The following is a 12300-nucleotide window of genomic DNA, read 5'->3' on the forward strand; positions in this document are numbered from 1 at the left end:
TAGCGTTCCACCAATTGAACAGCGCTCGGCTCATCCCTTGGACAGGTTTACACTGAGTGTATTGGTTAAGCCCTAGTAGAGAGTTGGAGTGATCCAATGCCTCAATTACGTTCACGCACGGTGACCCACGGTAGGAACATGGCCGGAGCCCGCGCATTGCTGCGCGCCGCTGGTGTCGACGGAAACGATTTTGGCAAACCAATTATCGCAGTTGCCAACTCTTTTACCGAGTTTGTTCCCGGTCACACTCACTTGCAGCCTGTTGGACGCATCGTTTCAGACGCTATTAAAGCGGCTGGCGGCATTCCGCGCGAGTTCAATACCATTGCTGTCGACGACGGCATCGCCATGGGACATGGTGGCATGCTGTATTCCCTTCCTTCACGTGACCTCATCGCGGACTCTGTTGAGTACATGGTTGAAGCGCACTGCGCAGACGCTATTGTGTGCATTTCAAACTGCGACAAGATCACTCCAGGCATGCTGAATGCCGCGTTACGGTTGAACATCCCAGTCATCTTTGTTTCTGGTGGCCCGATGGAAGCCGGCAAAGCAGTTATTGCTGACGGCGTAGCAAAAACACACCTCAACCTTGTCAATGCAATCAACTATTCAGCAGATGACAACGTTTCCGACGACGCCCTCAAGCAGGTCGAAGAAGCTGCGTGCCCTACCTGTGGTTCATGTTCTGGAATGTTTACCGCAAACTCCATGAACTGTCTTACTGAAGCGTTGGGGCTGTCTCTGCCGGGTAATGGTTCTGTGCTTGCAACGCATGAAAAGCGTCGTGCTCTGTTCGAAGAAGCCGGGCGCACAATCGTCGAGATCGCTCAACGTTATTACTTTGAAGACGACGAATCAGTACTCCCCCGCGCTGTCGCAAACAAATCTGCATTCAACAATGCGATGACACTCGACGTTGCTATGGGTGGATCGTCAAACACTGTGTTGCACATCCTTGCCGCAGCGCAAGAAGCAGAACTGGACTTTGACCTTTCCGACATTGAAACGATTTCTCGCCGTATTCCATGCTTGTCCAAGGTCGCACCAAACCACCCGGACTACCACATGGAAGATGTTCACCGCGCTGGCGGTATTCCAGCACTCCTTGGTGAACTCAACCGCGGTGGACTGCTCGAAACCGACGTAACATCAGTGCACACTGCAACACTCACCGAATGGCTTGATAACTGGGATATTCGCGGCGGAAAAGCAACACCGGAAGCAACCGAACTGTTTTACGCGGCTCCCGGTGGAGTGCGCACCACGCTCGCGTTCTCCACAAATAACCGTTGGGAATCACTCGACACGGATGCTGAAAACGGATGTATTCGTTCCGTTGAACATGCGTACACTGCTGAAGGCGGTTTGGCCGTACTGCGCGGAAACGTTGCAGAAGACGGTGCAGTTATTAAAACTGCTGGTATCGACCCTGACGTATTCCACTTTGTGGGCACCGCACTTGTGTGTGAATCGCAAGAAGAAGCCGTCGATAAGATCCTGACCAAACAGGTGAAGCCCGGTCATGTTGTTGTGGTTCGATACGAAGGACCAGCTGGCGGTCCAGGCATGCAAGAAATGCTATACCCAACATCCTTCATCAAGGGTCGCGGACTAGGAAAAGTGTGTGCACTCATCACTGATGGCCGCTTCTCTGGCGGTTCGTCAGGAATCTCAGTAGGACACATTTCTCCCGAAGCAGCAGCCGGTGGAACAATCGGACTCATCGAAGATGGCGACGAAATCGAAATCGACGTCAATTCGCGGTCTATCACGCTAAATGTTCCTGATGATGTGTTGGCTGAACGCCGAGCAAAGATGGAAGCTTCTGAACGTCCCTGGCAACCGGTAAACCGTGACCGTAAAGTGTCTGCCGCGTTAAAGGCTTACGCCGCGATGGCCACCTCTGCCGACAAAGGCGCGGTACGCGATATTTCTAAACTGAACTAGCCACTCAACGTTTTACCTGTGTCGTGGTCTCACGCGATGTACTGTGCGTGAGACCCCGTCACGTTATTGCCTCACCACACAGCACACAATGAGTACATGGGGACTGCAAATCCACTTGTCTTCATTGACATGAATATGACGCGGTGTAATCTCGCCTCAGTACCCGTTGATGAGGATGAGCTCTTGACTGACTACCCACGCACACAAGAAGCATCGCCTACGCCTACGCGTAAAGGCCCACGCATTTTCGCTGGAATCATTGCGTGTGCTGTTGCTGTCCACCTTGCAGCCATGTACCTGTGGATTACGCCCCGCAACCCGATGTCTCAAGCTGTATATGAGCCACTCAGTTCGTACACGTTGCCCATGTTTCAACAATCGTGGTCTCTTTTTGCACCTGAACCACTAAGCGCAGCCTACTATCTTGAGGTTCGTGCTGTTCCGCAAGATCTCACAGAATCCGAATGGATCGATGCTTCACAGGTTGAATTAGAAGGCTTACACCACAACCTGTTGCCAACCACAGCAACGAACATTACAAATAAACTTGCAAGTAAAGTGCATCGACAAATATTAGATCTTCCCGACGATCAAGAGCGAGCCTTCAGCTTGCACTACCACGATGACGCGTGGAATAGGATCACAGAAGAAGCCCTAGGGGTAGGTTCCATTGCTCCCTACGATTTCGAGTCTGCGCTGCTTACCGACCAAGCGACTACCGCATATGCAACACAATTTTTAAAAGCCAAGGGAATACTGCAACCCGGCAATCTCGTGCAATACCGGGTGTATCGTGTTGCCACCCCAAATTTTGATCAACGCGCAATCGAAAACAACACGACAAGCATCATCTACATTTCTGGACGCCGCCCCGCAGTCGTACTCAACGGACAAGACGAAGCTGGCTTCGCCCAAGCATTAAAGGAATTTTCACAATGAAAAGCTTGGCCGTATCAGCACGTACTTTCTGGTCGTCTACTCTCGACTGGCTCAGCACAGATGAGAAAGCTTCCTGGGGCGCATCATTTTTACGCATAGTCGTAGGAATAACCCTGCTCACTCAACTTGTCGTGAACTTTCCGTTCCGAAGCTACCTGTGGGGTCCAGCCTCCGCGTGGGGACAAGAACTACACGCAAGTTCAGAGTTCCCCTTCCAGCGCCTACTTTTTGGCCCAACAAGCGACCTCACCGTGATGACCGTTGCCTACATAGTGTTGGGGATCGCAACCTTCGCTTTTCTCGTGGGATGGCATACACGCATTGCAACCCTCTGCGTACTCGTTTTACACACGTGGATTACATTTTCAGATGGCGTTTATCTTGATCAAAGCGATAATTTTGTTCGTTTTGTTCTACTGTATGCGCTCTTCATGAACACCTCTGCGCACTGGTCATTTGATGCCAGACGCCGTGTACGAGCACCCCACCACAAGTTTCCTCGCACCCTGTATGCTGCGGTGAAGCCTTATGCCGTCGTCGTGCATAATGCAGCACTTGCAGCGTTCACGGCACACATATGCATGATCTACGTAGCGTCAGCAATGTTTAAAATCCAAGGATCAAAATGGCAGCACGGCACGGCCACCTACTACCCCCTACAGATCCCACATTTCTCGCCGTTCCCTGAACTCAGCGCTTTAGCATCAACCAATTCCATAGCGATTTGGATTACGTCGTATGCCGCCGTGTACTTACAGCTGTTCTTTCCATTCATGTTGCTTCATGCGACATTACGCAAGGTTGCCTTAGTGGGAATCATCGGCATGCACCTTGGCATTGCGGTGCTCATGGGGTTGCCGTTCTTCTCATTTCTGATGGTGGCAGGAGATTCCTTATTTATCACCAGCGCAACCTATGCTGCGGTCGATAAAAAGACACGAGAAAAGTATCGAAAAATACGTGGGCGCTTTAAACGAGAACCTGATTTTGTGCCACAAGAAAAAACGCGTGAGGAACACGTACTTACTTAGTGTGGTATTTGCTCTGTGCGGCGTTTAGTCCTTGAGTAACGATCAGTTCTGCGCAGTCAGCTGCATCGTCGAGCAAGAAAGGCAGCTCTTTGACTTCGGTTGAAGAGAAAGGCTTCAACACAAAATCGACGACTTCCATACGGCCAGGAGGACGACCAATACCTGCACGCACACGTACATAGTCTTTAGTGCTCAAAGCTTTCGTAATATCGCGAAGCCCATTATGTCCGCCCTCGCCGCCACCAATTTTGGTTTTTATATCACCAAAAGAGATATCTAATTCGTCGTGCACAACGATGACGTGATCAGGCTCAACACCAAAGTATTTGGCTAAGTTAGCGACTGGCCCACCCGATGTGTTCATAAACGTCGTGGGTTTCGCCAAAATAACACGAGGGCCTGGCGCTCCTCCGGGGAGCATCCCCATACGTGCTTCTGCGACTACTGCCTGCGATTTATGCGCCGAAAATTTAACTCCCGCACGCCCCGCAAGGACGTCGAGGACCATGTGTCCGATGTTGTGACGGGTTGCTTCATATTTTGGTCCAGGGTTTCCTAAACCAACAACCAGATACAGTCCGTCTGCCATTTCATAGTCCTTTGACCTCGTATACGTCGGCATTATACCGAGCAGGTTTCGCATATGCGTCAAGAGTTGCTTCATTATTCTCCGCATAAAGTGCAAGCGCCCAACCTGAGGCTGGGCGCTTGCATGTAGTCACTGTGTAGACCTTAGTCTGCACTCAGCGTGAAGTTCACTCAGCTGCTTCTGCTGGTGCTTCTTCGGTTTCCTCAGCAGCAGCTGCTACTTCGGAGACAACTGCAACGACTTGCTCGCTGTCGTTAACCCAAGTTTGACCTGCTGGAAGTGTAACGTCCTTAACGTGAAGAACTGTTCCAGCGGCAACGCCCTCAACAGAAACCTCAACTGATTCTGGAAGAGCAGCAACGTCTGCTTCTACAGAAGCGTTAAGAAGCTCAAGCACTGCCTGTCCGCCTGGTGCAGGCTCGCCAGTCAGAGATACTGGAACCTCAACGACTTGCTTCTCACCCTTCTTTACAGCGAGGAAGTCGATGTGCTCAATAACGCGGCCGATAGCGTCGCGCTGAACATCCTTGATGATGGTGGTCTTTGTTTCACCGTTCACCTCAATTTCGATGAGGGAGTGACGGTTGTTCTTGATAACGAGGAATGCCTCGTGTGCATCAACGAGGATGTGAAGTGACTCGGAACCGTGCGAGTACACAACAGCTGGGATGTGACCGTCACGGCGTGCTTGACGTGCTGCACCCTTACCAAAGTTTTCGCGGATACCTGCGATGAGTTTAACGTCTGACATGTTCTGCTCCTTGACGAATTGGCACCATAATGATGCGTACGAATATGACCCTGTGAATCTGTAAGATTCGATGCGAGGCTCAGGAACACACATCATGTGATGTGCCGCTGTTAAGCGCGCAACTGAAGAGATTCCTCGGCAGCGGTTCCTAGGCTCACGACACAACGGTGCGCAAGGAGCGAACCGCCCAGTCGATAACGGAGCCGACTTTCTTCTGGATTATTGCGGCATCTTTCCGCAAGTCCATTGTGTGTGAAGAAAGCCTCTCCCTCGCCGAGGCACGTCTTTCATTATAGAGCAGGCCTCGTTACACCCATATTGCGTTCGCTATATTCTGGCGAACATCACATTTATGAGTTGCCTTCAAACAAGGACGTTACTGAGCCGTCTGCAAAGACTTCTTCAATTGCACGTGCAAGGAGCGGCGCAATGGAAAGCACGGTGAGCTTCTCAAAACGCTTGTCTTGTGTGATTGGGAGCGTGTCCGTAACGACAACTTCTTTAGCACCAGAGTCTTGCAGGCGCTGTGCGGCTGGGTCTGACAGCACACCGTGTGTGGCTGCGACGATAACTTCTTTTGCACCTGATTCCATGCACACGCGCACAGCTTCAGCGATAGTGCCGCCTGTATCGATGAGGTCGTCAACGAGAACGCATGAACGACCGACAACGTCACCGACAACGCGGTTAGCGACTGCCTGATTTGGCTGGTTGATATCGCGGGTTTTGTGCACAAACGCAAGCGGGTGTCCGCCTAGTTTTGCAGCCCACTTCTCAGCTACCTTGATACGGCCTGCATCTGGTGAAACAACAGTTACGTTGGACAAATCAACACGTGATTTTACGTATTCGGTAAGCAACGGCATCGCCCACAAGTGGTCGACTGGGCCGTTGAAGAATCCTTGGAGTTGAGCGGTGTGTAGGTCGACGCTCATGAGTCGATCTGCGCCAGCAACCTCGTACATGTCTGCGATGAGACGAGCGGAGATCGGTTCGCGACCCTTGTGCTTTTTGTCTTGACGCGCGTACGCGTAAAACGGCGCAACAACGGTGATGGTTTTAGCTGATGCACGTTTCAACGCGTCAACCATGATCATTTGCTCCATGATCCACTGGTTGATAGGTGACGTGTGCGATTGCAAGACGTATACGTCTGCACCTCGCACGCTTTCACCAAAGCGCACGTAAATCTCACCGTTTGCGAAATCATATGCAGAAGTTGGCAGTAACTCTGTGCCCATCTCTTCCGCGACAGCTGCTGCGAGTTCTGGGTGGGCTCGGCCAGAAACGAGAACGAGTCGTTTCGAACCATCAGCGGACAGGATGCCAGTCATCAGTCGTTTGTTCCTTCGAAGGGGGTGTTTGTGTCGGGCACGGTGTAGTTTTGTGTATTCACGTTATGGCTTTGTGGAACGGGTTGCTCATTAGGAGACTCCACTTGTGCCATTTCTGCACGGGCTTGTTCTCCAAGGTTCGCTTCTGGAGAAGCGTTGAGTTCACGCGCACGCACGGCAGCAACAGCAGACGTTGTTCCTGCGCGACGACGTTCAACCCACCCTTCGATGTTGCGTTGGGCTCCCGCAGAAACCGCAAGGTTTCCTGTTGGGACATCGCGACGAATTACTGTTCCAGCTCCTGTGTAGACGCCATCTCCAATGTGCACGGGTGCAATAAACAGGTTATTGGCTCCGGTGCGAGAGTGCGACCCCACACTTGATTGGTGTTTGTTGACGCCGTCGTAGTTTACGAAGATAGAACCAGCACCGATGTTGGTGTCTTCGCCGATGGTGACGTCGCCCGCATAGGACAGGTGTGGAACTTTTGAGCCTGCACCGATTGTGGCGTTTTTGGTTTCGACGAATGTGCCGATTTTTCCGCGACTGCCTAGTTCCGTGCCCGGACGCAGGTAAGCAAATGGCCCAACACTGGTGGATGCGCCGATGTGCGACTGTGAGCCGTGTGTTCGAATTACTGTTGCATTTTCGTCAACAAAAACGGTGTCCAGTGTAGTGTCTGGCCCAATAGTGGCGCCGCTACGTACGGTTGTTTCGCCGTGTAGCTGCGTGTTTGGCAAGATTGTGACGTCTGGTTCAAGTTCGACTTGCACGTCAATCCATGTTGTTGCCGGGTCAACAATGGTCACGCCTTCGCGCATCCAGTTTTCGACGATGCGTCGGTTGAATTCTGCACGTAGTGCGGCAACTTGAACGCGATCGTTGGCGCCTTCAACTAACCATGGGTCGTCTGTGCGTACAGCGCGAACCGCTCCGCCTTCTTGGCGTGCTAGAGCAAGCACGTCAGTGAGGTAGACCTCGCCTTGTGAGTTGTTACGATCAACAGAGCCGAGTGCACGACGCAATACTGCTGCGTCGAAAACGTATGTACCCGAGTTAATTTCGCGAATATCGCGCTGTTCGTCAGTAGCGTCTTTGTGCTCAACGATTCCTAGAACGGTACCGTCGGCGTCACGCACAATACGGCCGTACCCTGTTGCGTCATCGAGTTCTGTGGTGAGTACAGTGACAGCGTTGCCGTCATTCACGTGGGCAGCCAAAAGCTCCGCAAGTGTTTCAGCGTCAAGCATCGGAACGTCACCCGAAACAACGATGACTGGACCAGCTAGTCCTTCAGAGGTGCCTTTACCTTCGGCACCTAATGGCACTCCAGTTGAGGCTTCTGCAGCGTGTACTGTCGCGTCTAACACGCTCACAGCGCATTGCACGGCGCGTCCGGTGCCAGGGATGTCGTCTTGATCAACGATGAGGATGTTCGGGTCTAGCCCTAAAGCATGATCAGCTACAAGGTCGCGTTCATGACGAACAACAACAGCAATGCGCTGTGCGTTAACGTTTAAAGCTGCTGATATTGCATGCCCGAGCATGCTGCGTCCAGCGAGAGTGTGGAGAACTTTGGGCGTAGCGGACTTCATCCGCGTTCCCTCTCCTGCTGCAAGGACAATAACGGCCGCGGGTTGAGCGGTTGTCACAGGAGACTCCCCAATGCTCTGAGAATAGTGCCATCTACATCAACCACGTCATGGCAAAGACGTGGTGTGTAGCTCCGCCCCCAGGACTCGAACCTAGACTAAGGGCACCAAAAACCCCTGTGCTGCCGATTACACCAAGGCGGATCAACCTCGCATGAAATTCAGTTACCCAAAGCGGGAACCTGTCTTTCTAAGGCCTCCACAGAGTTTAGACCATGTTTGGTCTAATTTTCGAATCGAGGTGATTCGTGGAGCCTTCGATGCGGGATCGATAACTATTGTGCCAGTAAATTCTTCTGATCCAAACTCGCATCGGGCATTATGGAAGGGTGACCTCTGAATCAAAGCGCCCAGCACGCTCCCGTATGACTGCCCACGAGCGGCGCGAGCAACTCATTTCAATCAGTCGCGAGCTGTTTGCCGAAAAAGGTTTTGACGGCACCTCAATTGAAGAATTAGCAACGCGCGCGAGCGTGTCAAAACCTGTTGTCTATGAGCACTTTGGCGGAAAAGAAGGCATCTACGCTGTTGTTGTTGACCGTGAAATACAAAACCTCACGGGAGCGTTAACATCAGCGCTCAATAAGGGTGGGCACCCCAAAATAATTGTCGAACGTATGGCTTTTGCCCTACTGGACTACATTGAAGAAAACGAAGATGGTTTCCGCGTTCTTGTGCGCGATTCACCTATGACGCAAAACACAGGATCTTTTTCTAGTTTGATTGGTGATGTCGCAACAAAAGTTGAGCACCTCCTCGCCGGCCAGTTTAAAAAGCGCGGGCTCAACCCAAAAACTGCACCTATCTATGCGCAGATGCTCGTGGGAATGGTTGCACTTACTGGACAACACTGGGTTGATGAACGCTCCCCAAAGAAAACGGAAGTTGCTGCGCACCTCGTCAACCTTGCATGGAATGGACTGTCCGGCCTAGAACGTCGCCCCCATTTAGCAACGGAACGCAAGGAAACAGACAAACCCTCTCCTTCGTAAGGCGTAGCCGAAAGTATGATCTGGAATGTACTAATTTTCGGCTTTAACATGCGGTTTTGCTGCTAGGGTGGCCTCATCTTCATAGGTAGAAAGAGGAGATGTATGCCACGCTTGGAGTTCAGAAATTTATCGAAGAACTACGGTGACCTTAAAGCCCTCGATTCGTTAAATTTTTCAGTAAACGAATCAGAGATCTTTGGATTCGTCGGTTCTAATGGAGCCGGTAAATCAACGACTATGCGCATTGCCTTGGGCGTGCTTGAAGCCACCTCGGGTGAAGTCCTGCTTGACGGAACACCACTAAATTTTGCTTCTCGTCGCCGTATTGGCTACATGCCTGAAGAACGCGGCCTTTACCCAAAAATGAAAGTCGGCGATCAGCTCACCTACATTGCCCAGCTCCACGGTTTAACAAAAAAAGATGCCCTTGCATCAATGAATCGGTGGACTGAAAGACTCGGCATAGCTGAGCGACGTAATGACATCGTCCAGGCTCTTTCGCTAGGAAACCAGCAACGTGTACAGCTCGCAGCAGCACTTGTGCACGAACCCGAAATCCTCATTTTGGATGAACCCTTTTCTGGTTTAGATCCCGTTGCCGTCGATGTGATGAGTCAGGTCCTCACCGAACGCGCTCAGCAAGGCGCACCAGTTATTTTTTCGTCACACCAACTCGAACTTGTTGAGCGGTTGTGCACCCAAATCGGCATCATCAAGGCAGGTTCCATGGTGGCCGTTGGCACCGCCGACGAACTACAAGCCCAAGCTGGTAATCGTTGGCGCATCACCGTAGCAAACGGTACCGACTTCACTTGGCTTTCAACCATTGCAGGCATCACACCAGTTGGAATTGAAGGCAGCCGCGCAGAATTTATTGTGGCCGCTGAAGGCGACGAACAAACCGTCTTAAAAACTGCTCTACAGCACGGCAACATTGAAGCGTTTGGCCGATACCGCATGCCGCTGGCTGACCTATTCCGTGACGCTGTAGCCCAGCCTGAAACTACACAGGAGTGAACCGCCCCATGTCGATTCCACAAGCGTCTGCCGCATCTGCAACATGGCTCGTCGCTAAACGCGAACTAACAGTGCATTTACGCTCTAAAGCAGCAATTATTTCTACCGCCATCATCACTGCACTTATTGTCGGCGGTTTGATCGCCATGAAGTTTTTCGGTGGTGCAGACGCCTACACTCTAGGCACAACCGAAACAGCCGACTCCCCCGCTATACAAGCTGTTGTTGCCGAGCTCGAAGCCAACGAGCACGAAGTCACTATTGCTCACTACAACAATGTAGACCGACTCACTGTAGGTGTAGAAGAGGGCAGCGTAGATGCTGGACTTATTGCAACGAACGGCCAACTCGAACTTATTGTTCATGAGTCACCAGCTACGCCCATCGCCACAGCTGTAACGAACTCAAACCACGCACATTTACTCAACGAGATTACGCAACAAGCAGCCGGAACTGACGTTGAAGCGCTGCTCAAACAACTCAACGAACCTATTGCTGTTGAGGTTCTTAACCCGCCATCAGAAGTTGATGGTTCCCAAGTAGCCGTTGGATTCATTGTTGGATTTTTACTGTACTTAGGTATTTTTGGCGGCGGTATGGCCGTTGCCCAAGGCGTCGTGGAAGAAAAATCGTCACGTGTCATCGAAGTTCTGCTTGCAACCGTCCGACCATGGCAACTACTTGCCGGAAAAGTCATCGGTATCGGTTTAGCGTCAATCACACAAGTCGCCGTTTACGTTACAGCAGCGATCGTGACTGCGAAGGCTCTAGGCATCGCAGACAATTTCTCCTTCGATATCGCTCAGATTGGGTTGTGGGTCCTCGTCTGGTTCCTGATCGGCTACATCGTGTACGCGCTTATTTTTGCTGCACTTGGTGCTTTAGTTTCTCGTCAAGAAGATTTAGGGTCAGTCATCCCCATACCCATGATGCTCGTCATCATCGCGTACATGATTGGGGTTTCCGTCGCACCAAACGACCCCGACTCCCCAATTGTGACGATCGCATCATATGTTCCATTCACGTCACCTATTGTTATGCCAATCCGTTCCGCGTATGGAGTCGCTTCCACTACTGAAGTACTTATTGCGTTAGCCATCGGAATCATTTCAATTCCGCTCCTACATGCGTTGACAACAAAGATTTATTCCAATGGCGTCCGCCGCTCTGGAGTGAAAATTAAGTTGCGAGACGCCCTCAAAGGGGCGTAACTCTGCGCATCTTGGTGGGGTAACAATGGACCTAAAAGTTGTTGCCCCACCTCCGGTAGTCTGTACCCATGTCTTCTAGCCTGCATGATCACGTCGTTCACGCCCTTGGTCGGTCTATCGTTGATGGAACGATCGAGCCGGGAACAGTCATGCTCGCTGAAGAACTAGAACATAGATTTCAGGTTTCTCGCTCAGTCATTAGAGAAGCTATTCGAGTGTTGCAATCATTGGGGCTCACCGAATCAGTAAAACGCGTTGGCACTCGAGTGCAGCCCCCTTCTTCATGGAACGCTCTTGACCCCCAGCTCATTCGGTGGCGCTTAGCATCACACGACCAAGGCGCGCAATTACGGGCGCTGACAGAACTACGAGTAGCTGTAGAGCCAGCTGCTGCTGCCCTTGCCGCCACATTTGCGCCCACTGACCGCAGTGAACGCCTCGTCCAACTCGCGCAAGAGATGCGTGTCGCGGGCGAAGCTGGCGATGAGCATACGTTTGCGCACTTAGATATTGAATTTCACCGCGAAATTCTACGATCTTCTGGAAACGACATGTTTGCGTGCCTCGATTCAGCCATCTCGGAAGTAATCCGAGGACGCACCGAGCATGGATTCATGCCGAAACACCCTTCTGAAACGACCTTAAAACGGCATGAAGCTGTTGCCTACGCGATCGTCAGCAAAGACGCTGAAGGCGCGAGCGCAGTCATGAAAGAAATCATGACCAGAACAATGAACGAGTTAGAACCCGTGTGGCAGCAATCGCCGCGCAATTTCTCGTAAGTAGCCACAATTCGCACTTTTTATATCATCGACCGCACATATACATTCGAAT

Annotated in this window: 11 protein-coding genes and 1 tRNA gene; 7 read left to right on the forward strand and 5 right to left on the reverse strand. The window is 51.6% G+C overall.

Annotated features, from left to right (window positions below):
• Positions 1–96 precede the first annotated feature (96 nt).
• The 3 genes from ilvD to ACR9EC_RS06435 all read left to right on the forward strand — a co-directional run bounded on the left by ilvD (position 97) and on the right by ACR9EC_RS06435 (position 3920).
• Positions 97–1950 carry a dihydroxy-acid dehydratase gene (gene ilvD, locus ACR9EC_RS06425; RefSeq protein ID WP_435298422.1) on the forward strand — a complete coding sequence of 618 codons (1854 nt, stop codon included), beginning with the start codon at positions 97–99 and terminating at the stop codon, positions 1948–1950.
• 96 nt (positions 1951–2046) lie between these two features.
• Complete coding sequence (locus tag ACR9EC_RS06430) at positions 2047–2889, forward strand: DUF5819 family protein (RefSeq protein ID WP_435298423.1); 843 nt, start codon at positions 2047–2049, stop codon at positions 2887–2889.
• Positions 2886–3920 (forward strand): HTTM domain-containing protein, encoded by a 1035-nt coding sequence (locus ACR9EC_RS06435; protein WP_435298424.1) that lies wholly within the window; start codon positions 2886–2888, stop codon positions 3918–3920. Before ACR9EC_RS06430 ends, ACR9EC_RS06435 begins: the two co-directional genes overlap by 4 nt.
• Here the strand turns inward: ACR9EC_RS06435 and pth are convergent.
• From pth to ACR9EC_RS06460, 5 genes are all read right to left on the reverse strand, one after another.
• Entirely contained in the window at positions 3913–4509 is a 597-nt protein-coding gene (gene pth, locus ACR9EC_RS06440; protein ID WP_435298425.1) for an aminoacyl-tRNA hydrolase, read from the reverse strand. The genes ACR9EC_RS06435 and pth overlap by 8 nt on opposite strands.
• 166 nt (positions 4510–4675) lie before the next feature.
• Complete coding sequence (locus tag ACR9EC_RS06445; protein WP_435298426.1) at positions 4676–5260, reverse strand: 50S ribosomal protein L25/general stress protein Ctc; 585 nt, start codon at positions 5258–5260, stop codon at positions 4676–4678.
• 350 nt (positions 5261–5610) lie between these two features.
• Positions 5611–6594, reverse strand: coding sequence for a ribose-phosphate diphosphokinase (locus tag ACR9EC_RS06450; RefSeq protein WP_435298427.1), 984 nt, complete (start codon positions 6592–6594; stop codon positions 5611–5613).
• Positions 6594–8246: a bifunctional UDP-N-acetylglucosamine diphosphorylase/glucosamine-1-phosphate N-acetyltransferase GlmU gene (gene glmU, locus ACR9EC_RS06455; protein WP_435298428.1), complete on the reverse strand. Its 1653-nt coding sequence runs from the start codon at positions 8244–8246 to the stop codon at positions 6594–6596. The genes ACR9EC_RS06450 and glmU overlap by 1 nt, the downstream gene beginning before the upstream one ends.
• Before the next feature lie 72 nt (positions 8247–8318).
• Positions 8319–8390 (reverse strand) — tRNA-Gln (locus tag ACR9EC_RS06460).
• A gap of 221 nt (positions 8391–8611) precedes the next feature.
• Here ACR9EC_RS06460 and ACR9EC_RS06465 point away from each other — a divergent pair.
• The 4 genes from ACR9EC_RS06465 (at position 8612) to ACR9EC_RS06480 (ending at position 12248) form a co-directional block, all read left to right on the forward strand.
• Positions 8612–9238, forward strand: a complete 627-nt coding sequence (locus ACR9EC_RS06465; protein ID WP_435300621.1) for a TetR/AcrR family transcriptional regulator — start codon at positions 8612–8614, stop codon at positions 9236–9238.
• Positions 9239–9340: 102 nt separating this feature from the next.
• A complete protein-coding gene (locus ACR9EC_RS06470; RefSeq protein ID WP_435298429.1) occupies positions 9341–10255 on the forward strand; it encodes an ABC transporter ATP-binding protein in 915 nt (304 codons plus the stop codon).
• Between the two features lie 8 nt (positions 10256–10263).
• Positions 10264–11466 (forward strand): ABC transporter permease, encoded by a 1203-nt coding sequence (locus ACR9EC_RS06475; RefSeq protein WP_435298430.1) that lies wholly within the window; start codon positions 10264–10266, stop codon positions 11464–11466.
• A gap of 68 nt (positions 11467–11534) precedes the next feature.
• The gene (locus tag ACR9EC_RS06480) at positions 11535–12248 is read left to right on the forward strand and encodes a FadR/GntR family transcriptional regulator (protein ID WP_435298431.1); all 714 of its coding nucleotides are present in this window, start codon (positions 11535–11537) and stop codon (positions 12246–12248) included.
• Positions 12249–12300 lie beyond the last annotated feature (52 nt).

Origin of the sequence: Timonella sp. A28 (assembly GCF_051200815.1) — a bacterium.
Taxonomy (GTDB): domain Bacteria; phylum Actinomycetota; class Actinomycetes; order Actinomycetales; family Cellulomonadaceae; genus Timonella.

Coding starts and splice junctions, on each gene's coding strand:
- ilvD (WP_435298422.1), top strand. CDS start 97: ATGCCTCAATTACGTTCACGCACGGTGACCCACGGTAGGAACATGGCC.
- ACR9EC_RS06430 (WP_435298423.1), top strand. CDS start 2,047: ATGGGGACTGCAAATCCACTTGTCTTCATTGACATGAATATGACGCGG.
- ACR9EC_RS06435 (WP_435298424.1), top strand. CDS start 2,886: ATGAAAAGCTTGGCCGTATCAGCACGTACTTTCTGGTCGTCTACTCTC.
- pth (WP_435298425.1), bottom strand. CDS start 4,509: ATGGCAGACGGACTGTATCTGGTTGTTGGTTTAGGAAACCCTGGACCA.
- ACR9EC_RS06445 (WP_435298426.1), bottom strand. CDS start 5,260: ATGTCAGACGTTAAACTCATCGCAGGTATCCGCGAAAACTTTGGTAAG.
- ACR9EC_RS06450 (WP_435298427.1), bottom strand. CDS start 6,594: ATGACTGGCATCCTGTCCGCTGATGGTTCGAAACGACTCGTTCTCGTT.
- ACR9EC_RS06465 (WP_435300621.1), top strand. CDS start 8,612: ATGACTGCCCACGAGCGGCGCGAGCAACTCATTTCAATCAGTCGCGAG.
- ACR9EC_RS06470 (WP_435298429.1), top strand. CDS start 9,341: ATGCCACGCTTGGAGTTCAGAAATTTATCGAAGAACTACGGTGACCTT.
- ACR9EC_RS06475 (WP_435298430.1), top strand. CDS start 10,264: ATGTCGATTCCACAAGCGTCTGCCGCATCTGCAACATGGCTCGTCGCT.
- ACR9EC_RS06480 (WP_435298431.1), top strand. CDS start 11,535: ATGTCTTCTAGCCTGCATGATCACGTCGTTCACGCCCTTGGTCGGTCT.